The 23563-nt window shown below is 69.9% G+C and carries 26 protein-coding genes; 13 read left to right on the forward strand and 13 right to left on the reverse strand.

Annotation, left to right across the window (positions count from 1 at the left end):
• The first annotated feature begins 22 nt into the window (after positions 1 to 22).
• Both argF and EOE66_RS10895 read left to right on the forward strand, forming a co-directional pair.
• Positions 23 to 934, forward strand: coding sequence for an ornithine carbamoyltransferase (gene argF / locus EOE66_RS10890; protein ID WP_205702686.1), 912 nt, complete (start codon positions 23 to 25; stop codon positions 932 to 934).
• Positions 935 to 977: 43 nt separating this feature from the next.
• Positions 978 to 1607, forward strand: a complete 630-nt coding sequence (locus tag EOE66_RS10895) for a pyridoxamine 5'-phosphate oxidase family protein (protein ID WP_205702687.1) — start codon at positions 978 to 980, stop codon at positions 1605 to 1607.
• A gap of 12 nt (positions 1608 to 1619) precedes the next feature.
• Here EOE66_RS10895 and EOE66_RS10900 read toward each other — a convergent pair whose 3' ends face one another.
• The gene (locus tag EOE66_RS10900) at positions 1620 to 2000 is read right to left on the reverse strand and encodes a cupin domain-containing protein (RefSeq protein WP_128228706.1); all 381 of its coding nucleotides are present in this window, start codon (positions 1998 to 2000) and stop codon (positions 1620 to 1622) included.
• A 74-nt stretch (positions 2001 to 2074) separates the two neighbouring features.
• Here EOE66_RS10900 and EOE66_RS10905 point away from each other — a divergent pair, with 74 nt between their 5' ends.
• The 3 genes from EOE66_RS10905 (at position 2075) to EOE66_RS10915 (ending at position 4739) form a co-directional block, all read left to right on the forward strand.
• On the forward strand, positions 2075 to 2833 hold the full coding sequence (locus tag EOE66_RS10905) for an SDR family oxidoreductase (RefSeq protein ID WP_128228707.1): 759 nt from the start codon (positions 2075 to 2077) through the stop codon (positions 2831 to 2833).
• A 28-nt stretch (positions 2834 to 2861) separates the two neighbouring features.
• On the forward strand, positions 2862 to 3725 hold the full coding sequence (locus EOE66_RS10910; RefSeq protein WP_128228708.1) for a fumarylacetoacetate hydrolase family protein: 864 nt from the start codon (positions 2862 to 2864) through the stop codon (positions 3723 to 3725).
• An 84-nt stretch (positions 3726 to 3809) separates the two neighbouring features.
• Positions 3810 to 4739, forward strand: a complete 930-nt coding sequence (locus EOE66_RS10915; protein ID WP_164885072.1) for a transporter substrate-binding domain-containing protein — start codon at positions 3810 to 3812, stop codon at positions 4737 to 4739.
• A 23-nt stretch (positions 4740 to 4762) separates the two neighbouring features.
• On the opposite strand, the gene EOE66_RS10920 is transcribed toward EOE66_RS10915, so the two are convergent.
• Together EOE66_RS10920 and dcd are read right to left on the reverse strand one after the other, a co-directional pair.
• The gene (locus tag EOE66_RS10920; protein ID WP_128228710.1) at positions 4763 to 5053 is read right to left on the reverse strand and encodes a hypothetical protein; all 291 of its coding nucleotides are present in this window, start codon (positions 5051 to 5053) and stop codon (positions 4763 to 4765) included.
• A gap of 124 nt (positions 5054 to 5177) precedes the next feature.
• Positions 5178 to 5747, reverse strand: a complete 570-nt coding sequence (gene dcd, locus EOE66_RS10925) for a dCTP deaminase (RefSeq protein ID WP_128228711.1) — start codon at positions 5745 to 5747, stop codon at positions 5178 to 5180.
• 77 nt (positions 5748 to 5824) lie between these two features.
• Between dcd and EOE66_RS10930 the strand changes: the two genes are divergently transcribed.
• Both EOE66_RS10930 and EOE66_RS10935 read left to right on the forward strand, forming a co-directional pair.
• On the forward strand, positions 5825 to 6367 hold the full coding sequence (locus EOE66_RS10930) for an Mpo1 family 2-hydroxy fatty acid dioxygenase (RefSeq protein ID WP_128228712.1): 543 nt from the start codon (positions 5825 to 5827) through the stop codon (positions 6365 to 6367).
• Positions 6364 to 7374: a 2-dehydropantoate 2-reductase gene (locus EOE66_RS10935; RefSeq protein ID WP_128228713.1), complete on the forward strand. Its 1011-nt coding sequence runs from the start codon at positions 6364 to 6366 to the stop codon at positions 7372 to 7374. The genes EOE66_RS10930 and EOE66_RS10935 overlap by 4 nt, the downstream gene beginning before the upstream one ends.
• Before the next feature lie 10 nt (positions 7375 to 7384).
• Here the strand turns inward: EOE66_RS10935 and EOE66_RS10940 are convergent, their stop codons facing one another.
• Both EOE66_RS10940 and EOE66_RS10945 read right to left on the reverse strand, forming a co-directional pair.
• Positions 7385 to 8140, reverse strand: a complete 756-nt coding sequence (locus EOE66_RS10940) for an ABC transporter ATP-binding protein (RefSeq protein ID WP_128228714.1) — start codon at positions 8138 to 8140, stop codon at positions 7385 to 7387.
• Positions 8137 to 8859 (reverse strand): ABC transporter permease, encoded by a 723-nt coding sequence (locus EOE66_RS10945; protein ID WP_128228715.1) that lies wholly within the window; start codon positions 8857 to 8859, stop codon positions 8137 to 8139. The genes EOE66_RS10940 and EOE66_RS10945 overlap by 4 nt, the downstream gene beginning before the upstream one ends.
• Before the next feature lie 170 nt (positions 8860 to 9029).
• Here EOE66_RS10945 and moeA point away from each other — a divergent pair, with 170 nt between their 5' ends.
• Positions 9030 to 10325: a molybdopterin molybdotransferase MoeA gene (gene moeA, locus EOE66_RS10950; RefSeq protein WP_128228716.1), complete on the forward strand. Its 1296-nt coding sequence runs from the start codon at positions 9030 to 9032 to the stop codon at positions 10323 to 10325.
• Positions 10326 to 10358: 33 nt separating this feature from the next.
• Here moeA and EOE66_RS10955 read toward each other — a convergent pair whose 3' ends face one another.
• From EOE66_RS10955 to EOE66_RS10985, 7 genes are read right to left on the reverse strand one after another with little or no spacing between them, the layout of a single operon-like run.
• Positions 10359 to 11252: a formate dehydrogenase accessory sulfurtransferase FdhD gene (locus tag EOE66_RS10955; protein WP_128228997.1), complete on the reverse strand. Its 894-nt coding sequence runs from the start codon at positions 11250 to 11252 to the stop codon at positions 10359 to 10361.
• A 55-nt stretch (positions 11253 to 11307) separates the two neighbouring features.
• On the reverse strand, positions 11308 to 11685 hold the full coding sequence (locus tag EOE66_RS10960) for a hypothetical protein (protein WP_128228717.1): 378 nt from the start codon (positions 11683 to 11685) through the stop codon (positions 11308 to 11310).
• Between the two features lie 22 nt (positions 11686 to 11707).
• Positions 11708 to 12871, reverse strand: a complete 1164-nt coding sequence (locus tag EOE66_RS10965) for a formate dehydrogenase subunit gamma (protein ID WP_128228718.1) — start codon at positions 12869 to 12871, stop codon at positions 11708 to 11710.
• 31 nt (positions 12872 to 12902) lie between these two features.
• Entirely contained in the window at positions 12903 to 13139 is a 237-nt protein-coding gene (locus EOE66_RS10970; RefSeq protein WP_128228719.1) for a hypothetical protein, read from the reverse strand.
• Entirely contained in the window at positions 13136 to 13756 is a 621-nt protein-coding gene (gene fdh3B / locus EOE66_RS10975) for a formate dehydrogenase FDH3 subunit beta (RefSeq protein ID WP_128228720.1), read from the reverse strand. Before fdh3B ends, EOE66_RS10970 begins: the two co-directional genes overlap by 4 nt.
• Positions 13757 to 13811: 55 nt before the next feature.
• Complete coding sequence (locus EOE66_RS10980) at positions 13812 to 16790, reverse strand: formate dehydrogenase subunit alpha (RefSeq protein ID WP_128228721.1); 2979 nt, start codon at positions 16788 to 16790, stop codon at positions 13812 to 13814.
• Positions 16791 to 16831: 41 nt separating this feature from the next.
• A complete protein-coding gene (locus tag EOE66_RS10985; protein ID WP_128228722.1) occupies positions 16832 to 17059 on the reverse strand; it encodes a formate dehydrogenase in 228 nt (75 codons plus the stop codon).
• A 263-nt stretch (positions 17060 to 17322) separates the two neighbouring features.
• On the opposite strand from EOE66_RS10985, the gene EOE66_RS10990 reads away from it, so the two are divergent.
• The 5 genes from EOE66_RS10990 to mobA are packed head-to-tail and all read left to right on the forward strand — an operon-like array spanning position 17323 to position 21879.
• Positions 17323 to 17838, forward strand: a complete 516-nt coding sequence (locus EOE66_RS10990) for a DUF3305 domain-containing protein (RefSeq protein WP_128228723.1) — start codon at positions 17323 to 17325, stop codon at positions 17836 to 17838.
• A gap of 7 nt (positions 17839 to 17845) precedes the next feature.
• On the forward strand, positions 17846 to 18541 hold the full coding sequence (locus EOE66_RS10995; RefSeq protein WP_128228724.1) for a DUF3306 domain-containing protein: 696 nt from the start codon (positions 17846 to 17848) through the stop codon (positions 18539 to 18541).
• Positions 18447 to 20645, forward strand: coding sequence for a 4Fe-4S dicluster domain-containing protein (locus tag EOE66_RS11000; RefSeq protein WP_164885073.1), 2199 nt, complete (start codon positions 18447 to 18449; stop codon positions 20643 to 20645). Before EOE66_RS10995 ends, EOE66_RS11000 begins: the two co-directional genes overlap by 95 nt.
• Positions 20642 to 21268, forward strand: coding sequence for a TorD/DmsD family molecular chaperone (locus tag EOE66_RS11005; protein WP_128228725.1), 627 nt, complete (start codon positions 20642 to 20644; stop codon positions 21266 to 21268). Before EOE66_RS11000 ends, EOE66_RS11005 begins: the two co-directional genes overlap by 4 nt.
• On the forward strand, positions 21268 to 21879 hold the full coding sequence (mobA, locus tag EOE66_RS11010) for a molybdenum cofactor guanylyltransferase MobA (RefSeq protein WP_128228726.1): 612 nt from the start codon (positions 21268 to 21270) through the stop codon (positions 21877 to 21879). Before EOE66_RS11005 ends, mobA begins: the two co-directional genes overlap by 1 nt.
• 33 nt (positions 21880 to 21912) lie before the next feature.
• On the opposite strand, the gene EOE66_RS22375 is transcribed toward mobA, so the two are convergent.
• Positions 21913 to 23526 carry a methyl-accepting chemotaxis protein gene (locus tag EOE66_RS22375; RefSeq protein WP_310733106.1) on the reverse strand — a complete coding sequence of 538 codons (1614 nt, stop codon included), beginning with the start codon at positions 23524 to 23526 and terminating at the stop codon, positions 21913 to 21915.
• Positions 23527 to 23563 lie beyond the last annotated feature (37 nt).

Raw genomic sequence — 23563 nt, forward strand, 5'->3', positions numbered from 1 at the left:
CGTGAAACCCGGTCATTCGCTGATGCGCCACTACCTGCAGTTCAAGGACCTGCGTGCCGAGGAGTACGGCTACCTTTTCGAGCGCGCCAAGATCATCAAGACGCGCTTCAAGAACTACGAGAAGTACCAGCCGCTCGTCGACCGCACGCTGGCGATGATCTTCGAGAAGGCCAGCACGCGCACGCGCGTGAGCTTCGAGGCCGGCATGTACCAGATGGGCGGCTCGGTGGTGAACCTCACCAGCGGCGACAGCCAGTTCGGCCGCGACGAGCCGGTGGAAGACGCCGCACGCGTGATCAGCCGCATGGTCGACATCGTGATGATCCGCACCTTCGAGCAGGCGAAGATCGAGCGCTTCGCCGCCAACTCGCGCGTGCCGGTCATCAACGGGCTGACCAACGAGTACCACCCCTGCCAGATCCTGGCCGACGTGTTCACCTTCCAGGAACACCGCGGCTCCATCCAGGGCAAGGTGGTGGCCTGGGTGGGCGATGGCAACAACATGGCCAACACCTGGCTGCAGGCGGCCGACATCCTGGGCTTCACGCTGCACGTCAGCACGCCCAGTGGCTACGAGCTGGACGCGCGCCTGTCGACGCTGGCCAACCCCGGCTGCCTGAAGGTGTTCAAGAGCCCGGCCGCGGCCTGCGCCGGCGCGCACCTCGTCACCACCGACGTGTGGACGAGCATGGGCTACGAGGCCGAGAACGCCGCGCGCCAGGCGGCTTTCGCCGACTGGTGCGTCGACACGCAGATGATGCAGCTGGCCCAGCCCGACGCTCTCTTCATGCACTGCCTGCCCGCGCACCGTGGGGAAGAGGTGGCCGCCGAGGTCATCGACGGCCCGCAGAGCGTGGTGTGGGACGAAGCCGAGAACCGCATGCACGTGCAGAAGGCCTTGATGGAGTACCTGCTGCTGGGCCGCATCGGCTGAAGGCTTCCCGATGGCCGGCGCCCACGACCCCGACCTGCTGCGCCTGGCCGCCGACACCTCGGCCGACCTGGCCGACGAAGCGGCGCTGCGCCGCATCTACAGCACCGGCCCGGGGCCGACTTCGCTGCAGAAGGTGGCCGACCACGTGCACGCGCTGTACCGGCCCTACATCGAAGCCTCGCCTTTCGCCGTGCTGGCCACATTCGGGCCCGAGGGCCTGGACACCTCGCCACGCGGCGACGCCCCCGGCTTCGTGACGGTGGCCGACGCGCACACCCTGCTGCTGCCCGACCGGCGCGGCAACCAGCGCATCGACAGCCTGCGCAACATCGCGCGCGACCCGCGCGTCGCCCTGCTCTTCCTCATTCCCGGCGTGGGCGAGGCGTTGCGCGTCAACGGCACGGCGCGCATCAGCGCGCTGCCGGCACTGTGCGAACGTTTCGCGGTGCAGGGCCAGCTGCCGGCCTCGGTGCTGGTGATCCAGGTGCGCAGCGTGTTCTTCCAGTGCGCGCGCGCCCTCAAGCGCTCGGGCCTCTGGAACCCGGCCACGCACGTGCAGGCGGGTACGCTGCCCTCGCCCGGCGCCATCCTGCAGTGCCTCAGCGAGGCGGCCATCGACGGCGCCGCCTACGACGGCGCGCTGCAGGCGCGCCAGGCCGCCACGCTGTACTGACGGCGCGGCGCCTCAGCTGCGCACGAAGGCCGTGACCAGCGGCTCGTCGCCCACCTGCCGGCTGCAGTGGCCGTGCAACTGCGGGTCGAAGGTGGCGCCCTCGGGCAGGGTGTCGGCCGAGTAGAAGTGGTCGCCGGGCCTGAAGACGCGCTTGCTGCCGTCCTGCAGGCCGATCTCCATCGCCCCGCCCAGCACGAACAGCCACTGCGGCTTCTCGGTGCAATGGAAATCGCTGCGGAAGCCCACCGGGCTCATGCGCAACTGCAGCCCGCCGCTGGGCATCAGCGCCGACAGGCGCGCCTGCGGCTTGCCTTCGGTCAACGGAATCGCCTGCTCGCGGAAACGCGCGCGGCCGTCGGTGTCGGTGTAAAGAATGACCTGGGTGAATTCCATGGGGCGGGGCCTGCGTGACGCAAAGCCTGCATGGTGCATCATCGCCGCCGCTCTCCACTCCACGGCTGCTCTTCATGACCCAGACCGCACTCGTCACCGGCGCCGGCAGCGGCATCGGCCAGGCCTGCGCCACCGCGCTCTTGCGTGAGGGCTGGCAGGTCGTCTTCGTCGGCCGGCGCGAGCACACCTTGCAGGCCGCCATCGCCGCCGCCGGCGCTGCGGGCCTGGACACCACGAAGGCCACCGCCCTGCCCTGCGACGTGGCAAACCCCGCGGCCGTGCGCCGGCTCTTCGACACCGTTGCGCAGCGCTTCGGCCGCCTGGATCTGCTCTTCAACAACGCCGGCATCATGCTGCCCGGCACCCTGCCCGACGCCTACAGCGACGAGGCCTGGCAGCAGGCCGTCGACATCAACCTCAACGGCGCCTTCTACTGCCTAAGCAACGCCTTCCGGCTGATGCGCACGCAGCAGCCCATGGGCGGCCGCATCATCAACAACGGCAGCATCTCGGCGCACGCGCCGCGCCCGGGCAGCATGGCCTACACGGCCACCAAACACGCCATCACGGGGCTGACCAAGGCCGCCTCGCTGGACGGCCGCGCCTTCGACATCGCCGTGGGCCAGATCGACATCGGCAACGTGGCCAGCGACATGACGGCGCGCATGGCCGTGGGCGTGCCGCAGCCCGACGGCAGCGTGCGGCCCGAAGCCCGCATGGACCTGCAGTCGGTGGTGGACACCTTCCTGGCCATGGTGCGCCTGCCGCCCACGGCCAACGTGCTGTTCATGACCGTGATGGCCACCAAGATGCCTTTCGTCGGCCGCGGCTGACGCTTCCCCCGACTGCCACCCTCGCCCCATGAAACTGCTGCGCCACGGCCCCAAGGGGCAAGAACGACCCGCCCTGCTCGACGCCGAAGGCCGCCTGCGCTGCCTGCACGCGCTGCTGGGCGACATCACCCCCGCCACGCTGGCACCCGCGGCCCTCGCCGCGCTGGCGCGCATCGATGTGCAGAGCCTGCCCGAGGTGCCGCCCGGCCGCCTGGCCGTGCCCTGGACGGGCATGGGCAAGTTCGTCGCCATCGGCCTGAACTACGCCGACCACGCCGCCGAATCGGGTCTGCCGGTGCCCAAGGAGCCCATCGTCTTCATGAAGACGCCGAGCTGCGCGGTGGGCGCCGAGCACGCCGTGGTGCTGCCGCAAGGTTCGGTCAAGACCGACTGGGAGGTGGAACTGGGCGTGGTGATCGGCACCCGCGCGCGCTACGTCAGCGAAGCCCAGGCGCTGCAGCACGTGGCCGGCTACTGCGTCGTCAACGACATCTCCGAGCGCGAGTTCCAGCTCGAGCGGGGTGGCCAATGGGACAAGGGCAAGGGCTGCGACACCTTCGGCCCCATCGGCCCCTGGCTCGTGACCGCCGACGAGGTGGGCGACCCGCAGCGGCTGGCCATGTGGCTCGATGTCAATGGCCGCCGCTGCCAGACCGGCAACACGGCCACGATGATCTTCGGCGTGGCGCAGATCGTCAGCTACCTCAGCCGCTTCATGACCCTGGAGCCTGGCGACCTCATCACCACGGGCACGCCACCGGGCGTGGGCATGGGCATGAAGCCGGCGCCGATGTACCTGCGCCCGGGCGACGTGATGACCCTGGGCATCGACAAGCTCGGCCAGCAGCGGCAGGCGGTCCACGCCTGGGACCCGGCGCTCATCGACACCTGACACGACAACGCCCGGGCCGCGGCGTACGCGCCGGGCGAGGCCTGGGCTATGCTCCCCGGCACCCCGGAGGGAACGAGGAAATCCATGAAGAAGCCCACCCTGCAGACCTTGCGTGCCTGGATCGCCCTGTGTGCCCCGGCCCTGGCACTGGCGCTTGCCGGATTGGCCGCCAGCACGGCGGCCTCAGCCCAGACGCCACCCGCCGGTGGTGACCTGCCGGTCGGTGCCGTCACCAGCACGGCAGCCGCCGGCAAGGCCGATGTCGCCCCGGTCATGCGCCCGCCGGCGGTGGACACGCTGGCCACCATCCGCCGGCGCGGCGTGCTGCGCGTGGGCGTGATCACGGTGGAACCCATGGTCATGCGCAGCGCCAGCGGCGAGCTCAGCGGCTACAGCATCGACCTCATGCGCCGCATGGCGCAAGAGATGGGCGTGGCGGTCGAGTTCATCGAGACCAAGTCGCTGTTCATGATGCAGGAGCTGCTCGACGGCCGCTTCGACCTGCTGGCCACCGGCCTGTGGATGACGACCGAGCGCGCGATGATCATCAACTTCAGCGAGCCCACGGCCAGCGAAGGCGTGCACCTCGTGGCCAACAAGGCCCGCGCCGGCAAGCGCCTGCAGTTGGCCGACTACAACCAGCCCGAGGTCAAGATCGCCGTCTACTCGAACACCGCACAAGAGAAGCTGGCACGGCGCGTCTTCCCGAAGGCACAGGTGGTGCGGGTGGATGGCAACGAGTTGCTGCCCGTGATCCAGGGCGCGGTGCATGCCGCCCTCGTGCCCACGCTGGCGCCGGCATCGCTGCTGACGCGTGCCCCGGAAAAGCTCTTCCTGCCGCGCGGCGAGCAAGCCGTGAGCCACACCCCGGTGGCGCTGGGCCTGCGCAAGGGCGACCCCGATTTCCTGAACTTCCTCAACACCTGGCTCAGCCTGCGCCGGGGTGAAGGCTGGCTGGAAGAGCGCGCCGCCTTCTGGGCCGCCCAGGCCCCGCAAACCCCCCAGGCTCGCTGAGGCCGCGCGCTGGCGGCCTCTGCTCAGTGCAAGAGCGGCGAGGGGCTGGCGTTGCGGTCGTAGGCTTCGAAGAGCCGCATTGCCGTGCTGCGCAGGCGCTCGTCGCTGCTGGTGTGGGCAGTGGCCAGGCACTGGTAGGCATAGGCCGTGTCCACGCACATGCGCGGCAGGTCCACCTCCCAGCCCTCGTAGTTCATCAGGCGCCGAAAGCGCGCCATCTCGAGGATGGGCATCGCCAGCACCGGGGCCAGCGCGGCGGTGACGGGGTGCGGGTCCTGCAGGAGGCTGTCAGGGCGGGCTTCGGGCTGCGGCATCGCGGTCTCCGTTGCCGGCACGGGCCGGCGTGTGCACCGATGCTCGCAGCGCGCGGCGCGGCGGAACCGCCGAACAAGGCCCCCAAGCACGCCCAGTTCCAGGGCTTGCTTGCGGGCCGACCGCTCAGGTCTTGGGCAGGGTCACGCCTCGCTGACCCTGGTATTTGCCGCCCCTGTCCTTGTAGCTGGTCTCGCAGACCTCGTCGCTCTCGAAGAACAGCACCTGGGCGCAGCCTTCTCCGGCGTAGATCTTGGCCGGCAGCGGCGTGGTGTTGCTGAACTCCAGCGTCACGTAGCCTTCCCACTCGGGCTCGAAGGGCGTGACGTTGACGATGATGCCGCAGCGCGCGTAGGTGCTCTTGCCCAGGCAGATGGTCAGCACGTTGCGCGGAATGCGGAAGTACTCCACCGTGCGTGCCAGCGCGAAGCTGTTGGGCGGGATGATGCAGACATCGCTCTCGATGTCGACGAAGCTCTTCTCGTCGAAGTTCTTCGGGTCCACCACCGTGCTGTAGATGTTGGTGAAGACCTTGAATTCGGGCGCGCAGCGGATGTCGTAGCCGTAGCTGCTGGTGCCGTAGCTCACGATGCGTGAGCCGTCGGCCGCCTGGCGCACCTGCCCGGGCTCGAAGGGCTCGATCATCCCGTGCTGTTCGGCCATGCGCCGTATCCACCTGTCGCTCTTGATCGTCATGCGCGTCCCGGGTTGTGCCAAGCTGGCCGGATTCTAGGAGGCTGCGCTAGCATCCCCGCCTTGCAAGGAGCACGTACATGGCCACCCCGTTTCGCAGCGCCACCGACCTCTTGTCGCAATACGCCGAGTACCACCGCGACCGGCGCAACATCGCGACGCACTTCGTCGGCGTGCCCATGATCATGTTCGGCGCGCTGGTGCTGCTGTCGCGGCCGGCCTTCGAACTGGGCGGCGTGACGCTCACACCCGCCTGGCTGCTGCTGCTGCTGGTGATCGTGTGGACGCTCAGTCGCGGCGCCGCGGCCCTCGGCCTGGTGACAGCCACGGTCTGGCTCGTGCTCTCGTGGCTGGCGCACCGTGTTGAAGGCGGCACGGGCACCTGGCTGGCGTGGGGCGCGGGCTTCTTCGTCGTGGGCTGGGTCATCCAGTTCGTCGGCCACTACTACGAGGGTCGCAAGCCCGCCTTCGTCGACGACCTCGTGGGCCTCTTCGTCGCGCCGATGTTCGTGCTGCTGGAGATGCTGGCCCCCGCGGGCTTCTTCCGCAGCCTGATGGCCGAGGTGGAGCGCCGCGCCGGCCCCACCGTGCTGCGCGACCTGGCCCACCCCGCCACACGATGAGCTTGCCGCTGCCGGGTCCGGTGCTCGTGATGGGCGCCGGCTCGGTGGGCTGCTACATCGGCGGCCAGCTGCTGGGTGCGGGCGCCGATGTGCACTTCGTTGCCCGCCCGCGGGTGCTGCAGGCCCTGCGGGAACACGGACTGACCGTCACCGACCTGGACGGCGGCCGTGCCCACATGCCGGCCACCGCACTGCAGGTGCACGGCAGCGTCCCGGCGGGGCTGGTGCCCGCACTGGTGCTTTTGTGCGTGAAAACCGGCGCCACGGCACAGGCCGCCGCCGAGCTGGCTGCCGCCGTGCCGGCCGGCACGCCGGTGCTCTCGCTGCAGAACGGAGTAGCCAACGCCGAAGTGGGCGCCGCAGCAGCGCCGACCCTGGCCTGGCTGCCCGGCATGGTGCCCTTCAACATCGCCGAACTGGGCCCCGGGCACTTCCACCGCGGCACCACCGGGCCGCTGGCGGCGCAGGCCGCACCGGCCCTGCAGCCCTGGGTGGCGGTGTTCCAGGCCGCCGGCCTGCGCCTGAAGCTGCACGACGACCTGCGCCCGGTGCAGTGGGGCAAGCTGCTGCTGAACCTGAACAACCCGGTCAATGCGCTCTCGGGCCTGCCGCTGCGCGCTGAACTGCTGGACCGCGATTGCCGCGTGGTCTTCGCCACGCTGCAGCAGGAAGCGCTGGCCGCGCTGCGGGCCGCCGGCATCACACCAGCGCAGATGACGGCGCTGCGGCCAGAGCGCCTGCCGCTGGTGCTGCGGCTGCCGAACTGGCTGTTCACGCGCGTGGCATCGCGCATGCTGCGCATCGACGAGAAGGCGCGCAGCAGCATGGCCGACGACCTGGCCCTGCGCAGGCCCACCGAAGTGGACGCGATCTGCGGTGCCGTGGTGCGCCTGGCGCAGGCGCACGGCCTGCAGGCGCCGCGCTGCTCGCAGATGGTGTCGCTGCTCAGCGTGCCCGAACCGGTGCCGCTGGGGGGCCGCGGCCTGCGGCGCGCGCTGGGGCTCTGACCCCGCGCGCTCAGCGCAGGCCTGAGGCCGCGTCGGCGCCCTGCCAGGGCAGCTCACCGCGAAGGAACTGCGTCGCCTCGGGCGGCAGGGTGTCGGTGAAGAAGCGCTGCACGGGCAGGTCCACCACCAGCCGCCCCGCTTCCATGTAGGCCACGCGAGTGGCCAGGCGCTTGGCCTGGCCGAGGTTGTGCGTGCTCATCACCACCGTCGTGCCTTCGGCGGCGATCTCGTCCACCAGCGCCTCCACTTCGCGCTTGGCGCTGGGGTCGAGGTGGGCGGTGGGCTCGTCGAGCATCAGCACCTGCGGGCGCAGCGCCCAGGCGCGTGCGATGGCCAGGCGCTGCTGCTGCCCGCCTGAGAGCGCGTTCGCGGGCCGATCGGCCAGGCCCTGCAGGCCCACGCGCTGCAGCGCCTGCACACAGCGGCGCTGGCGCTCTGCGCGCGGCACGCCGCGCAGCCACAGGCCCAGGCGCACATTGGCCTGCGCCGACAGGCTGAGCATGAAGGGCTTCTGGAAGACCATGGCCAGCGTCGGCGCGGCCTGCCCCGGCAGGCTGTGCAGCACCCGCCGCCCTGCGGTGCAAGGCACCAGGCCGTGCAGCGCCCGCAGCAGCGTCGTCTTGCCCGAGCCGTTGGCGCCCACCAGCAGCAGGCGTTCGCCCTGGCTGAGTTGCAGGTTCAGCGGATGCAAGGCCTGCACCGGCCCGAAGCGGACAGCCGCGCCCTGCAGCGAGATCAGCAGCGGTGGCACCGCCGGCCGGCTCATGCCAGGGCCTCCGGCCCGCGCAACGCCGAACCACCCCGCCACTGCAGCGCCCCGATGACGAGGTTGACCACGCCCACGACCGCCAACAGCACCAGCCCAAGGGCCAGCGCCAATGGCAGGTCGCCCTTGCTGGTTTCCAGCGCGATGGCGGTGGTCATCACGCGGGTCACGCCGTCGATGTTGCCGCCGACGATCATCACCGCCCCCACCTCGGCGATGGCTCGGCCGAAGGCCGTGAGCAGCACCGTCAGCACGCCCATGCGCGTGTGCAGCAGCATCAGCGCGGCGGCCTGCAGCGGCGTGGCGCCCAGCGAGCGCAACTGGTCGCCGCCCTGGGCCATGGCTTCCAGCACCAGGCGCCGTGCCAGCGCGGCGATCAGCGGCACCACGAGGATGCTCTGCGCAATGACCATGGCCGTGGGCGTGAACAGGATGCCCCAATGGCCCAGCGGCCCGGCGCGCGAAAGCAGCAGATACACGCCCAGCCCCACCACCACCGAAGGCAGCGCCAGCAGCGTGTTCAACGCCCACACCAGCACCGTGTGGCCCGGCACGCGCGCCACCGCCAGCCAGGCCCCGAGCAGCAGGCCGAACACCGCGCCCACGGCGCAAGCCAGGCCGCTGACCTGCAGCGACAACGCCACGATGCGCAGCAAGGCCGCGTCCAGGCCCAGGATGAGCTGGGCGGCAAGCTGCAGGCTGTCGGAGACGGTGTTCATGGAGGGGCGGTGACGCCGCAAGCAAAGCGCGCGATTCTGCCGTCAGCATCCGGGCTGGCCGATAGGCACGGGCTTGCATAGGAGCGGCAGGCATCGCCCCCACCGCAGGCAGAATTGACGGCTCCGCCTCGGGGCCGTTGGCCCGCCACGCTTTCCGCTGCACCCATCGCATGTCCGACACCCGCACCGAACTCGGCGTTTCGCCCCTGATGGCGGGCGACCGCAACCTCAGCGTCGACGAAGCGCGCGCCGCCATCGCGGCAGCGCTTCAGCCGATCACCGCGCACGAGACCGTGCCCCTGATGGAGGCCCTGGGCCGGGTGCTGGCGGCCGACCTGCTCTCGCCCATCGACGTGCCAGCGCACGACAACTCGGCCATGGACGGCTACGCCTTCGCCGGCAGCGCGCTGCAGCCGGGCGCACCCACCACGCTGCGCTCGGTGGGCACGCTCTTCGCCGGCGCGCCCTGGGCGGGCGAGGTGGGCGCGGGCGAATGCCTGCGCATCATGACGGGCGCCGTCATGCCCACCGGCCTGGACACCGTGGTGCCGCTGGAACTGTGCCGCGTGCAGACGGAGCCCGAAGGCGACCTCGTGCACATCGAGCCCGGCGTCATCCGCCCTGGCGAGAACCGCCGCCACCGCGGCGAAGACCTGGCCTTGGGCAAGCCCGCGCTGCGCGCCGGCCGCATGCTGAAGCCGGCCGACCTGGGCCTGGTGGCCTCGCTCGGCATCGGCGAACTGAGCGTGGTGCGCCGCCTGCGCGTGGCGCTGTTCTCCACCGGCGATGAACTGCGCACGCTGGGCCAGGCGCTGGAGCCCGGCTGCATCTACGACAGCAACCGCTACAGCCTGATGGCGGCGCTGCAGCGCCTGGGCCTGGAGGTGCTGGACCTGGGCCTGGTGCGCGACGAGCCCGAGGCCTTGCGGGCGACGCTGAACCGCGCCATGGCCGAAGCCGACGTGGTGCTCACCAGCGGCGGCGTGAGCATGGGCGATGCCGACCACACGCGTGCCGTGCTGGCCCAGTTGGGCGAGGTGGCGTTCTGGAAGGTGGCCATGCGCCCCGGCCGACCCTTTGCGTTCGGCCCCCTCAAGCGCGGACCCGATGAGCCGCCTTGCTGGCTGTTTGCGCTGCCCGGCAACCCGGTGGCCGCGCTCGTCACCTTCTACAGCTTTGCGCGTGAAGCCCTGCTGCAGCTGGCCGGCGCCACGCCGCAGCCGCTGGCGGTGCTGCAGGCCCGATGCACCACGGCGCTGCGCAAGCGGCCAGGGCGCACCGAGTTCCAACGCGGCATCGTCGAGCACGGCCCCGAGGGTTGGCAGGTGAGGCTGGCGGGCTCGCAAGGTGCGGGCATCCTGCGCAGCATGAGCGAGGCGAACTGCCTCGTGGTGCTGGGCCACGAGCAGGGCTCGGTGGCCGAGGGCGGGCTGGTGGACGTCTGGCTGTTCGACGGCCTGGTTTGAATTCTGGCGGTGCGCACCCGGCGCACCGGCCACTCAGTCGGACTGCGCGACCACCCGCACCGGGGCGCGCTGCGGCTCGGGCTCGGAATCGAAGCGCTCGAAGCCCGAGTAGCACAGGAAGTGCCGGTTGGCGGCGCGGCCGAAGAGCGTCATGCCCAGTCGCGTGGCCAGTTCATGGCCCATGGCAGTGACGCCATTGCGCGAGACGACGATGGGCACGCCCATCTGCGCCGCCTTCATCACCATCTCGCTGGTGAGCCGGCCCGTCGTGTAGAAGGCCTTGTCGGCGCCACCGATGCCGTGCAGGCCCATCCAGCCAGCGATGGTGTCGATGGCGTTGTGGCGGCCCACGTCTTCCACGAAGTAGAGCTTCTCGCAGCCGCCACCTGGCTGCAGTCCGAAGAGGGCACAGCCGTGCACCGAGCCGGCCTTGCGGTGGATGCTGTCCTGCTGGCGCATCGTCTCCAGCATGCGGTGCAGCGTGCTCTGGCGAATGCGTGCCGTGGCCGCGCTGGGCAGGCGCACGGTGTCCAGTTGCGTCATCGCGTCGCCGAAGACCGTGCCTTGGCCACAGCCGGTGGTGACCACGCGCTGCGCAGTCTTGGCTTCGATCTCGCTGACACCCGCGTGCGTGCGCACGGCTGCGGCGCCCACGTCCCAGTCGACGGTGATCGACTCGACCTCCTGCACGCGCTCGATCAAGCGCTGGTTGCGCAGGTAGCCCAGCACCAGCAGTTCGGGGCAGGCACCCAGCGTCATCAGCGTGACAAGTTCGCGCTTGTCAATGAAGACGGTCAGCGGCCGCTCGGCGGGGATGTGGATGCTGCGGCGCTCGCCGTACTCGTCGAGGATGGTGATCTCGCGCAGCAGCTCGCACTGCGCGGCCGTGAGACGCGGCGCCCCGGCCACCGGCAGCAGCGCCGTCACGGCGGCTGCTGGCGGGGCTTCAGGGCTCGATGCGCTCGCGGCCACGGGCCGGGCCTTACTTCTTGGCAGCCGGCGCGGCAGGCGCAGCCGGGGCCGCAGGCGCGGCAGCCGTCACGGCTGCAGGGGCGGCGCCAGGGGCGGCGGCCGGCGCGGGCGGTGTGTAGACGAAGGGGCCGGGGTCGGCGCAAGGCGGCGTGGCGGTGGCGGGCTTGGTTTCCTTGCCGGCCTTCTTGGCCTGCTCGTAGTAGGTCTTGGCCACACGCTCCATCGAAAGACAGAGCTTGTAGCCGTCCACCTTGCCGGTGTGCGCCGTCTTGGCGGCAGCCTCGGCCGCCTTGGCCTTGGCTTCGTCGCTCAAGGGCGGCAGCTTGGCCTGGGCGGCCACCGACAAGAGGGCCAGCGCGGCGCCGGCGAGGAACAGGTTCTTCTTCATGGGAGTCATCGTCCTTCTAGCGTCAGTCGGCGTGGCCCGAGGCGGGCGCGCCCAGCGGCGCAGCCTGGCCCGAGCGCTGGGCCGGGATGCGGCCGGCGCGCACGTCGTCGTACCACAGGCGGTGATGTTCCTTGGCCCAGCCTTCGTCCACGTAGCCGGTGCGCATGGCGCTGTAGGCGCCCTTCATGCCGATGGTGCCCATGTAGATGTGGCCGAGGAACATGGCCATCATCAGCACGCCAGCCACCGCGTGCACCATGTGCGCGATCTGCATGTCGCTGCGCAGGTAGGCCATGCCGGGCACGAGCATGTTCAGCACCAGGCCCGAGGCCACGACGATGAAGCCCAGCACCAGCACGCCGCCCCAGAAGACGATCTTCTCGCCAGCGTTGAAGCGGTGCGAGGGCACCTCTTCCGCGCCGAAGAGGCCGCCGGCGCTCTTGATCCACTTCCAGTCGTCGGCCGAAGGCCAGTTGTCCTTGATGAAGGTGACGAGCACGATCACCAGCGACACCGCGAACAGCGGCCCCGCGAAGTTGTGCAGGTTCTTCAGCGCGTAGGTCAGCCAGCCGAAGAGCGTGCCCCCCAGGATGGGCAGCAGGAAGAACTTGCCCCAGGCCATGATCACGCCCGAGACGGCCAGCGCCACGAAGGCGATCGCGTTGGTCCAGTGGGCGGCGCGCTCCAGCGGCGTGAAGCGCTCGATCTTGCGCCCGGTGTCGGGCTCGTGCCCGCCCAGCGTGCCCTTGGCCCGGTAGAACAGACCCATGGCCACCACCACGATGAGCAGCAGCGAACCGCCGTAGGGCAGGATCCACTGGTTGCGCACCTGGCGCCAGGCTTCGCCGGCGGTGGTGAACTTGGAGCCGGGGTACTGCACGAAAGGCTGGATGAGCACACCCTTCTCGGCACCGGGCAGCGAAGTCAGACCCCCCGTTTCTCGCACGGCACGCCACACCGGCGCGTTGTTGCCGGGCTGGGACTTGTTGCGCTCGGCGTTGCTCTCGTCGGCACGCGGCTCGGCCGGTGCCACGAAGCCGGCCGGCGGGCCGTTCTTGGCTGCCGGGGCCTCGGCGGCAGGCGCCGCCGGCGCCTGGGCCGGGGCGGCTTGCTGCGCCTGCACCGGGCCCAGAGCGGCCACCGCCAGTGCCAAGCCGCCGAGCAGGATTCGGATCGATGTCGTCATGGGGTCTCCCCGTGTCGCAGAGCGCGCAGGCTCAGGGTGCGCTGGCGCGGCTATACTCGTTCTGGCCGTTCTGGGCGCGCGTGCTGAGCTGGCGCTCCCAGGCCTTCGAATCGCCCTCTTTCCACGTGCCGGCGGTGTTGGAACTGTTCGCCGTGGCGTAGGGGGCCTGGTCGCTCTTGCGCTGGCCCGAGGTCTGCGGCTTCTCGGTGCAGGCCGACAGGGCCACAGCGGCCGCCAGAGCGGCCACGCTCATCCAGGCAGCCCTCATGACTTGGTCCCGGTGCTCTGCGCACCGCCCGTGGGTTTGCCGTAGGCCGTGCCCCAGCCCCAGACCTCGCTGCCCTTGCCGCGCGTCAGCACGCGGGTGCGGAAGATATCGGCCACGACATCGCCGTCGCCACCCAGCAGGGCCTTGGTGCTGCACATCTCGGCGCAGGCCGGCAGCTTGCCTTCGGCCAGGCGGTTGCGGCCGTACTTCTCGTTCTCGGCGGCGCTGGTGTTCTCTTCCGGGCCACCGGCGCAGAAGGTGCACTTATCCATCTTGCCGCGCAGGCCGAAGGTGCCGTTGGTGGGGAACTGCGGCGCGCCGAAGGGGCAGGCGTAGCTGCAGTAGCCGCAGCCGATGCAGGTGTCCTTGTCGTGCAGCACCACGCCTTGTTCGGTGCGGTAGAAGCAGTCGACCGGGCACACGGCCATGCAGGGCGCGTCGCTGCAGTGCATGCAGGCCACCGAGATGCTGCGCTCGCCGGGCAGGCCGTCGTTGAGGGTGACCACGCGGCGGCGGTTCACGCCCCAGGGCACGTCGTTCTCGGCTTTGCACGCGGTGACGCAGCCGTTGCACTCGATGCAACGCTCGGCGTCGCAGATGAACTTCATTCTTGCCATGTTCTGAACTCCAGTAGATCGATGGTCGTCAGGCGGGGGTCTTCAAGCCGCCCGCTCAGGCCGTGGCCTTCTCGATCTGGCACACCGTGGTCTTGGTCTCTTGCATCATCGTGACGCTGTCGTAGCCGTAGGTCGTGGCCGTGTTGACGGCCTCGCCGCGCACGACCGGCGCCGAGCCTTCGGGGTAGTAGGGCTTCAGGTCGACACCGCCCCAGCGCCCCGAGAAGTGGAAGGGCAGGAACACGGTCTCGGCGTCCACACGCTCGGTCACCAGCGCCTTCACGCGGATGCCCTGGAAGCCGGCCACACCTTCCATCGGCGGCGTCTTCACCCAGACGTAGTCGCCGTTGCGGATGCCGCGGTCGTTGGCCGCACGCGGGTTCAGCTCGACGAACATGTCCTGCTGCAGTTCGGCCAGCCACTTGTTCGAGCGCGTCTCCTCGCCGCCGCCCTCGTACTCCACCAGGCGGCCGCTGGTCATGATCAGCGGGTACTTCTTGCCGACGTCCTTGTTGGCGTCCTGCACGGTCTTGTAGAGCGTGGGCAGGCGCCAGAAGGCCTTGCGGTCGTCGTGCGTCGGGTACTTGGCCACCAGGTCGGGGCGGTTGCTGTACAGCGGCTCGCGGTGCTTCGGGATCGGATCGGGGAAGTTCCACACCACGGCGCGTGCCTTCGCGTTGCCGAAGGGGTGGCAGCCGTGCACCTGCATGGCCACGCGGATGATGCCGCCCGAGGGGTCGGTCTTCCAGTTCTTGCCTTCGGCGGCTTTCTGCTCCGCTTCGGTGAGGTCGCCCCACCAGCCCAGCTTCTTCAGCAGCAGGTGGTCGAACTCGGGGTAGCCGGTGGTCAGGTCGGCGCCCTTGCTGTGCGAACCATCGGCAGCCAGCAGGCTGACACCGTCGCGCTCCACGCCGAAGTTCGCGCGGAAGTTGCCGCCGCCTTCCATCACGTGCACGCTGGTGTCGTAGAGGTTGGGGCTGCCCGGGTGCTTCATCTCGGGCGTGCCGTAGCACGGCCAGGGCAGGCCGAAGTACTCGCCGTCGAGCTTGTAGCCGGTTTCCTTGTCGATGCCGCCCTTGGCCTTCAGCGTCTTCACATCGAAGACGTGCATGTTGCGCATGTGGGCCTTCAGGCGCTCGGGGCTGTGGCCGCTGTAGCCGATGGTCCAGACGCTCTTGTTGATTTCGCGCAGGATGGACTCGGTCTCGGGCTCTTCCATGCCGCCCTTGCCCTTGACCATCTTGAAGTTCTTGACCAGCTCGTTCTTGAAGCCGAGCTTCTCGGCCAGCTGCGTCATGATCATGTGGTCGGTGCGGCTCTCCCACAGCGGCTCGATGACCTTCTCACGCCACTGGATGCTGCGGTTCGAGGCGGTGATGGAGCCGCTGGTCTCGAACTGCGTGGTGGTGGGCAGCAGGTAGACCTCGCGCTTGGCGTTCAGGTCTTCGGCCTTGCCCGGCATGGCCGCCATGGCGGCGGTGGCACTGGGGAAGGGGTCGACCACGACGAGCAGGTCGAGCTTGTCCATCGCGCGCTTCATTTCCAGGCCGCGCGTCTGCGAGTTCGGCGCATGGCCCCAGAAGAACAGGCCCCGCAGGTTGCTTTCCTGGTCGATGAGCTCGTTCTTCTCGAGCACACCGTCGACCCAGCGCGACACGGTCATGCCGCTCTTGGTCATCATGCCGGGCGCGTACTGCTTCTTGATCCACTCGAAGTCCACGCCCCAGGTGGCCGCGAAGTGCTTCCACGAACCTTCGGCCAAGCCGTAGTAGCCGGGAAGGCTGTCGGGATTGGGGCCCACGTCGGTGGCGCCCTGCACGTTGTCGTGGCCGCGGAAGATGTTGGTGCCGCCGCCGCTCTTGCCCACGTTGCCCAGCACCAGCTGCAGCAGGCAGGACGTGCGCACCACGGCGTTGCCGGTGGTGTGCTGCGTCTGGCCCATGCACCACACGATGGTGCTGGGGCGGTTCTCGCTCATGATCTTGGCCACCTTGTAGGTGGTGGCCTCGTCCACGCCACAGGCTTCCTTGACCTTGTCAGGGGCCCACTGGGCCAGCACTTCCTCGCGGACCTTCTCCATGCCGTAGACACGGTCCTCGATGTACTTCTTGTCTTCCCAGCCGTTCTTGAAGATGTGCCACATCACGCCGTACATGAACGGGATGTCGCCGCCCGAGCGCAGGCGCACGTATTCGTCGGCCTTGGCCGCCGTGCGCGTGAAGCGCGGGTCGACCACGATCATCTTGCAGCCGGTTTCCTTGGCATGCAGCATGTGCAGCATGCTCACCGGGTGGGCTTCAGCGGCGTTGCTACCGATGTACATCGCCGCCTTGGCGTTCTGCATGTCGTTGTAGCTGTTGGTCATGGCGCCGTAGCCCCAGGTGTTCGCAACGCCAGCCACCGTGGTGCTGTGGCAGATGCGGGCCTGGTGGTCGGTGTTGTTCGTGCCCCAGAAGCTGACGAACTTGCGCAGCAGGTAGGCCTGCTCGTTGTTGAACTTCGACGAGCCGATGAAGAACATCGAATCGGGGCCGCTCTGCTGGCGCAGCTCTTTCATCTTGGCCGCGATGCCGTTCAGCGCCTCGTCCCAGGTGATGCGCACGTACTTGTTGCCCACCAGCTTCATCGGGTACTTCAGGCGGAACTCACCGTGGCCGTGCTCGCGCAGGGCCGCGCCCTTGGCGCAGTGCGCACCCAGGTTGATGGGGCTGTCGAACACCGGCTCCTGGCGCACCCAGACGCCGTTCTCCACGACTGCGTCCACAGCGCAGCCCACCGAGCAGTGGCCGCAGATGGTGCGCTTGACTTCCACCTTCTTGGCGCCGCCCTCGGCCGGTTTGGCATCAGAGGCCTGGGCCTTCTTCACCAAGGTGAGTTGCGAGACGGCGATGCCGGCGCCCACGCCCAGGCCACTGCGGCGCAGGAAGGCGCGGCGGTCCATGGTGGGGATGGCGCGCGACACACCGCGGGCCAGGGTGGACACCAGGCGCGACGAGGCGGCGCCGGTGGCTTGGGACTTGCGAGTCAACAACATGGGGCTGTCCTTGATGAGGGCCAGGAACTCGGGGGCCAGGGTCAGACGCGGGCGGTCTGGTAGTAGCGCTTGATGTGTTCGGTGACGCGGTAGACGCCGTCCTTCTCGGCGGCGGCCGCGGCCTGCACTTCGGCCGGCGCCTCGCTCTTCACCGCGGGCAGCACAGCCGCCACGGCAGCCAGGGCGCCCACACCACCAGCCCCGGCGAACATGCGCCGGCGCGTGAGGGTGGAACTGTCGGGGGAGGTGGTGTCGGGCTTGGTGCTCATGGGTCTCTCCTGCGGGGGCGCGCCTATGCGGACGCATGCATAGCTACCCCGGTATTACCCTGGCTGGCAGGCGTGGCTTCAATCCGTGTCCACCCGAGGGTGATGCGACAAGTTGTCGCAAGGTCTGTCAGCTTCGAGAAAGCCATGCCGGCGGCACCGCGAACCCGGGTCTTCCACGGCGCACCGCTGCCAACGCGGACCTAGAATCCGCGGCCTTTCGGCAGGCCCGCAGGGTCCGCCGCCCCCAGCCCAGACGCATCGCCATGGACGCCCAGCCCACCCTTCACGTGGCCGTGCAGATCGACCGCCAGCACCAGCCCAACCGCTGGGAAGACTGGCGTTTCCGCGTGGTGGACGTGCTGCTCGACGAAGGCCAGTTCGGCAGCACGCCGCGCCTGCTGCGAGATGACGGCAAGACCGCCAGCTTCCTGTTCCCGCAGATGCCGGTGCGCCTGCACCGCGACGAGGCCGAGGGCTATTACCTGAACCTGAGTTCGGGCACCCCGGTGTGGTTCGTGATGTGGCGGCGGCAGGACGGCGAAGGCGCCGCGGCACCCACGGCGACGCCGCTGTTCGTGACCGTCTCGTACCACGAGGCCGGGCGCCTGCTCGATGCGCAGGAGCAGGTGGACAACATCCCGCTGCCGCCCGAAGTGCAGGCCGCGCTGCAGGCCTACACCGACGAGCACTACCGCCCCGAGCCGCGCAAGCGCCGCCGGCCGCAGAGCTTCATCGCCCCGGGCGAGCGCGCGGCCGGCGACGGCCCGCCCAGCGAGTAGACCCGCCATGGCCGACGAAGCCGACAGCAACTTCTTCAGCCGCTGGTCGCGGCGCAAGGTGGCGGTGCGTGAAGGCCTGCCGGTGCCGCCGATGCCCGAAGCGCCACCGCCCGCGCTTGCCCGCCAGGCCGCACCTGCGCCTGCGGCCGTGGCGCTGCCGGCCGGCGCGGCCACCGCCGATGCCGCACCGCCAGCCCCGCAGCCACCGCCGCCTCCGCCAGCCCCCACACTGGCCGACGTGGCCGAGCTCACGCCGCAATCCGACTACACCCGCTTCGTGGCCCAGGGCGTCACGCCCGAGGTGAAGAACGCGGCGCTGAAGAAGCTGTTCACCGACCCGCACTTCAACGTGATGGACGGGCTGGACATCTACATCGACGACTACGGCAAGCCCGACCCCCTGCCCGCCGGCATGCTGCGCCAGATGGTGCAGTCGCAGGCGCTGCGGCTGTTCGCCGACGAAGACGAGGCTGCCGCCAAGGCCCAAGCCGAAGCGCAGGCCCCACTTGCAGCGGCGGCCCCGCACGCCCTGTCCCACGCCACCGAAGCCGACGCCGCGCCCAGCGCCACCCTGGCCGAGGCCGACCCCACCCCAACTGCTGCCGCCGATGAAGACACTGCTGTGCAACTGCAACCAGACGATGACGCTGGACGCGCCGGCCCTGAGCCAGGCGCTGGCCAAGACGCCGGGCGCCAGCACTGAGGGGCTGGAGACCGTCCACACCCTGCTGTGCCGGCGCGAGGCAGGTGCTTTTCAACGCGCGGCCAAGGCCACCGGTGCCAGCGGCGATGAACTGCTGGTGGCCTGCACCCAGGAGAGCCGCCTCTTCCTGGAACTGAACGACGAGACCGAAGGCGCGGCGCGGGTCACCGAACGGCCCATCCACTTCGTCAACCTGCGCGAGACCGGCGGCTGGGGCGCCGACGGCGGCAGCGCCATGGCCAAGATGGCCGCGCTGATCGCGGCGGCGCAACTGCCCGCGCCCGAGCCGGTGCCCACCGTCACCTACCGCTCGCAAGGCCGCTGCCTCGTCATCGGGCCGGCGGCTGCGGCGGAAGAAGCAGCGGCTCTGCTGGAAGACAAGCTCGATGTCAGCGTGCTGGTCAGCGGCGGCGCGGCGGCGTCCACCCCCATCGGCCAGCGCCACGCACGCGCCACCAGCAACGGCCGCGTCACCTCGCTGCGCGGCTGGCTCGGCAACTTCGAGGTGCAGTGGGAAAGCGGCAACCCCATCGACCTGGACATCTGCACGCGCTGCAACGCCTGCGTGATGGCCTGCCCCGAAGGCGCGATCGGGATGGACTACCAGGTCAACCTCGACGCCTGCACCAAGCACCGCGATTGCGTTCGCGTCTGCGATGCCGCCGGCGCCATCGATTTCAGCCGCGAGCCCATCGCGCACGAAGAGAACTTCGACCTCGTGCTCGACCTGCGCGCCGAGCCCGCCTACACGCAGCACCAGCCGCCGCAGGGCTACTTCTCCGTGCCCGGCGCCACCGATGCACGCGCCCTGCAGGCTGCCGTGCTGAAGCTGCGTGAGCTGACCGGCGAGTTCGAGAAACCCAAGTTCTTCAAATACACGCACAAGCTCTGCGCGCACAGCCGTAACGAGCAGACCGGCTGCACGGCCTGCATCGACGTCTGCAGCACCAAGGCCATCCGCAGCGACGCCTCACGCAAGGGCAAGACCAAAGGCGAGTTGGCCGGTGGCGTGATCGTCGAGCCCTACCTCTGCGTGGGCTGCGGCGCCTGCAGCACGGTGTGCCCCAGCGGCGCCATGGCCTTCGCCTACCCCGGCACGGTGGACCAGGGCCGGCGCCTGCGCACCCTGCTCACCGCCTACGCGCACGCCGGCGGGCCGGCGAAGAACGGCCCGGCCGCGCTGCTGCTGCACAGCGAAGGCGCCGGCGCGCGCCAGATCGAGGCCCTGGGCCGCGCCACGCGTGCGCCGCGCAAGCTGGCGCTGCAAGGCGTGCCCGCCCGCGTGCTGCCGGTGGCGCTGTGGCACACCGCCAGCGTGGGCCTGGACTTGTGGCTCACCGCGATCGCCCAGGGCGCGAGCCAGGTGTGGGTGCTGCTCACCGAAGAAGAGGCGCCTGAGTACCGCCAGGCGCTGCGCGAGCAGATGGACGTGGCGCAGGCCGTGCTGACCGGCCTGGGCTACAGCGGCACGCACTTCGCGCTGATCGAAGCCGCCGACCTGCCCGCGCTGGACGCTGCGCTGCGCCAGCCGCCCGCCACCACCGTCAAGCGCGCCGCGGCCTACGCCGCGCAGGCCGAGAAGCGCGCCACGCTGGAACTCGCCATCGACCACCTGCTGGCCCAGGCCCCGCAGCCGGTTGACGAAGTGCCGCTGCCCGCGGCCGGCGCGCCCTTCGGCACGCTGCAGGTCAACGCCGACAAGTGCACGCTGTGCCTGAGCTGCGTCAGCGCCTGCCCCGAGGCCGCGCTGGCCGACAACCCCGAAGCGCCGCAGCTGCGCTTCATCGAGAAGAACTGCGTGCAGTGCGGCCTGTGCGCCACCACCTGCCCCGAAGACGCCATCACGCTGCAGCCGCGGCTGTGGCTGGCCGATGGCGGCAAGGCGCGCAAGAACGCGCGTGTCATCGCCGAAGCGAAGCCCTGGGTCTGCGTGAAATGCAGCAAGCCCTTTGGCACGGTGCGCGCCATCGAGAACATGATCAGCAAGCTCTCGGGCCACGCCGCCTTCCAGGGCGCCGCGGTCGAGCGCCTGAAGATGTGCAGCGACTGCCGCGTGGTGGACATGTACAGCAACCCCAACGAAGTGCGCATCACCGACCTATGAGCACCGCCCACGTCAACTTCGCCCCTGCCGGCGACACCGAAGAACTCGAACGCGCCGAGCTCTACGGCCTGCTCGCCCGCCTGTGGCTGGCGCCGCCCGATGCGGCGCTGCTGGAGCAGTTCCGCGTGGCCGTGACGCAGGCGCCCGAAAGCGGTGCCTTCCTCGAAGGCCCGTGGGAAGCGCTGGTCGCCGCCTTCCGCAGCACCACGCCGGACGCCGCGGCCGACGAGCACAACGCGCTCTTCCACGGCGTGGGCAAGCCCGAAGTCTTTGCCTACGGCTCCTACTACCTGGCTGGCTACCTGAACGAGAAACCGCTCGCCGCACTGCGCACCGACCTGGCCGCGCTGGGCCTCACGCGCGAAGAAGGCGCGCTGGAGACCGAAGACCACATCAGCTACGTGCTGGAGGTGATGCGCTATCTCATCGCCGGCGACGACGTGGCCGTGTGCAACCTGGAGCAGCAGCGCCGCTTCTTCCGCACGCACCTGCAGCCCTGGGTGGCGCAGCTGTGCGAGGCCGTCATCAACCACCCGCGCGCCCGCACCTGGGCCGCGGTGGCCGTGTTCACACGCGAGTTCATCGCGGTGGAGACGCAGGCCTTCGACATGCTGGAGCTCTGATGAGCAGCTTGCCCGCCAAAATCGACCCGCAAGACATCACCGGCCTGGTGCTCGCCGGCGGCCGGGGCAGCCGCATGGGTGGTGTCGACAAAGGCCTGCAGAACTTCCGCGGCCTGCCGCTGGCGATGAACGCGCTGCTGCGCCTGCAGTTGCAGGTGGGCCACGTGCTCATCAATGCCAACCGCAACCTGGCGGCGTATGAATCGATGGGCGTGCCGGTGTGGCCAGACCCCATCGGTGACTTCGCCGGTCCGCTGGCGGGCTGGCTGGCCGGGCTGGAGCGCTGCGAGACGCCCTACCTCGTGACCGTGCCCTGCGACACGCCGAACTTCCCCACCGACCTGGTGGAAAAGCTCGCCGCTGCGCTGGTGGCCGAAGGCGCCGACATCGCGATGGCCGCCACGCAGGAGGACGGCCAGGTGCAGGTGCAGCCGGTGTTCTGCCTGCTCAAGACCGAGCTGATGGAGAGCCTCGTGGCCTACCTGCATGCCGGCCAGGCCAAGATCGACCGCTGGACGGCGCAGCACCGCTGCACGACGGTGGTGTTCGATGACGCGGCGGCCTTTGCCAACGCGAACACGGTGCAGGAACTGGCGCAGTTGCAGGCCTGAGCGCAGGCTGCGGCAGCGCGCGGGCAGCCGCCCTCAGCGCGCTGCGAGGCGGAACGAGGCCACCGCCGAGACGAGCTGCTGCGCCTGCTGGCGCAGGCTGTCGGCGGCCGCGGCGCCCTGCTCCACCAGCGCCGCGTTCTGCTGCGTCACCTGGTCCATCTGGCTGACGGCCTGGCCCACCTGCGCCACGCCCTGCGCCTGCTCGGAGCTGGCGCTGGTGATCTCGGCCACCACGTCGGAAACGCGCTGCACCGCGGTGACGATGTCTTCCATGCGCTCACCGGCCTGGGCCACCAGTTGCGTGCCCTGGCCCACGCGCTCCACGCTGGTGTCGATAAGCGACTTGATCTCGCGCGCCGCCTCGGCGCTGCGCTGGGACAGCACACGCACCTCGCCCGCCACCACCGCAAAGCCGCGGCCCTGCTCGCCGGCGCGCGCAGCCTCCACGGCCGCGTTCAGCGCCAGGATGTTGGTCTGGAAGGCGATGCCGTCGATGGTGCCGACGATCTCGGCAATGCGGCGGCTGCTGTCCTCGATGCCCCGCATCGTCTCCACCACCTGGCCCACCACCTCACCACCCTGCCGCGCCACCGTGCTGGCACCGGCCGCCAGCTGGTTGGCCTGGCGGGCGTTATCGGCGTTCTGCTGCACCGTGGTGCTCAGTTGCTCCATCGAAGCGGCAGTCTGCTGCAGCGAGCTGGCCTGCTCTTCGGTGCGCTGGCTCAGGTCGGCATTGCCCTGCGCGATCTCGGAACTGGCCGTGGCCACGCTTTCGGCATTGCCCCGCACGCTGCCCACCACCTGCACCAGCTGGTTCTGCATGCGCTGCAGGCCGGCGAGCAGGCGGCCGATCTCGTCGGCCCCGTCCACCGCGATGGCGCCGGTGAGGTCTCCCTCGGCCACGCGGCCCACGGCCTGGGTGGCGGCGTCCACCCGGCGCAGGGTGTTGCGCAGGATGGCGGTGGCCAGTCCCACCGTGACCAGCACCGCCAGCACGGCCAGGCCCAGCAGGGTCCACAAGGCCGTGCGGGCCTGGCCCTCGGCGGCCTCGGCGTTGGCCCTCACGAGCTTGTCGATGCGCGCAGTGAAGGCGCTGATGCTGTCTTCCGCCTGCTTGCGCGAGCGCTGCACCGTCACGTCGAGCTGCATGGCCTCTTCAAGGCGCTCGGCCTGCAGCGCGGCGATCACCTTCTCGACATCGGCTTCGTAGCGCGTCTGCTGGGCATCGATGGTATCGACATCGGTGCCGATGGAGCGGTACAACGCGGCCACGGCCGGGTCGGTGTCGTCGGCAGCGGCGGCGACCAGCGCCCGGATCTCCTGGAAGTCGGCTTCGCTGCCCTTCTTGAGATCGCGGAACTGGCGCACGCCGTCCTGCAGCCACTGCGCGCCCTCGGCAGAGCCGGCACGCTGTGCCCAGCCAGCGCGCAGCAGGCGCTGGTACTCGATGTCCTGGTCCATCAGGTTGCCGTCGATGCGCGCCACGATCACGGCCATGGGCATGTCTTCGCGCGCCATGTCGGCCAGCTCTTGCGCTTGGTCGCGGATGGTCACCAGCGCCAGGCTGCTGACCGCCACCAGCGCCCCCACCGACAACGCGAAAGCCCCACCCAACTTGCGGGCCAACGACACGGAACTCAGCGGCATGATGACTCCAGAAATGAGGGGGCTGACTGCGGGAGGT

This window comes from Rubrivivax rivuli (assembly GCF_004016505.1).
GTDB lineage: Bacteria > Pseudomonadota > Gammaproteobacteria > Burkholderiales > Burkholderiaceae_C > Rubrivivax > Rubrivivax rivuli.

Coding starts and splice junctions, on each gene's coding strand:
- argF (WP_205702686.1), top strand. CDS start 23: ATGCGCCACTACCTGCAGTTCAAGGACCTGCGTGCCGAGGAGTACGGC.
- EOE66_RS10900 (WP_128228706.1), bottom strand. CDS start 2,000: ATGGAATTCACCCAGGTCATTCTTTACACCGACACCGACGGCCGCGCG.
- EOE66_RS10905 (WP_128228707.1), top strand. CDS start 2,075: ATGACCCAGACCGCACTCGTCACCGGCGCCGGCAGCGGCATCGGCCAG.
- EOE66_RS10910 (WP_128228708.1), top strand. CDS start 2,862: ATGAAACTGCTGCGCCACGGCCCCAAGGGGCAAGAACGACCCGCCCTG.
- EOE66_RS10915 (WP_164885072.1), top strand. CDS start 3,810: ATGAAGAAGCCCACCCTGCAGACCTTGCGTGCCTGGATCGCCCTGTGT.
- EOE66_RS10920 (WP_128228710.1), bottom strand. CDS start 5,053: ATGCCGCAGCCCGAAGCCCGCCCTGACAGCCTCCTGCAGGACCCGCAC.
- dcd (WP_128228711.1), bottom strand. CDS start 5,747: ATGACGATCAAGAGCGACAGGTGGATACGGCGCATGGCCGAACAGCAC.
- EOE66_RS10930 (WP_128228712.1), top strand. CDS start 5,825: ATGGCCACCCCGTTTCGCAGCGCCACCGACCTCTTGTCGCAATACGCC.
- EOE66_RS10935 (WP_128228713.1), top strand. CDS start 6,364: ATGAGCTTGCCGCTGCCGGGTCCGGTGCTCGTGATGGGCGCCGGCTCG.
- EOE66_RS10940 (WP_128228714.1), bottom strand. CDS start 8,140: ATGAGCCGGCCGGCGGTGCCACCGCTGCTGATCTCGCTGCAGGGCGCG.
- EOE66_RS10945 (WP_128228715.1), bottom strand. CDS start 8,859: ATGAACACCGTCTCCGACAGCCTGCAGCTTGCCGCCCAGCTCATCCTG.
- moeA (WP_128228716.1), top strand. CDS start 9,030: ATGTCCGACACCCGCACCGAACTCGGCGTTTCGCCCCTGATGGCGGGC.
- EOE66_RS10960 (WP_128228717.1), bottom strand. CDS start 11,685: ATGAAGAAGAACCTGTTCCTCGCCGGCGCCGCGCTGGCCCTCTTGTCG.
- EOE66_RS10965 (WP_128228718.1), bottom strand. CDS start 12,871: ATGACGACATCGATCCGAATCCTGCTCGGCGGCTTGGCACTGGCGGTG.
- EOE66_RS10970 (WP_128228719.1), bottom strand. CDS start 13,139: ATGAGGGCTGCCTGGATGAGCGTGGCCGCTCTGGCGGCCGCTGTGGCC.
- fdh3B (WP_128228720.1), bottom strand. CDS start 13,756: ATGGCAAGAATGAAGTTCATCTGCGACGCCGAGCGTTGCATCGAGTGC.
- EOE66_RS10980 (WP_128228721.1), bottom strand. CDS start 16,790: ATGTTGTTGACTCGCAAGTCCCAAGCCACCGGCGCCGCCTCGTCGCGC.
- EOE66_RS10985 (WP_128228722.1), bottom strand. CDS start 17,059: ATGAGCACCAAGCCCGACACCACCTCCCCCGACAGTTCCACCCTCACG.
- EOE66_RS10990 (WP_128228723.1), top strand. CDS start 17,323: ATGGACGCCCAGCCCACCCTTCACGTGGCCGTGCAGATCGACCGCCAG.
- EOE66_RS10995 (WP_128228724.1), top strand. CDS start 17,846: ATGGCCGACGAAGCCGACAGCAACTTCTTCAGCCGCTGGTCGCGGCGC.
- EOE66_RS11000 (WP_164885073.1), top strand. CDS start 18,447: ATGAAGACACTGCTGTGCAACTGCAACCAGACGATGACGCTGGACGCG.
- EOE66_RS11005 (WP_128228725.1), top strand. CDS start 20,642: ATGAGCACCGCCCACGTCAACTTCGCCCCTGCCGGCGACACCGAAGAA.
- mobA (WP_128228726.1), top strand. CDS start 21,268: ATGAGCAGCTTGCCCGCCAAAATCGACCCGCAAGACATCACCGGCCTG.
- EOE66_RS22375 (WP_310733106.1), bottom strand. CDS start 23,526: ATGCCGCTGAGTTCCGTGTCGTTGGCCCGCAAGTTGGGTGGGGCTTTC.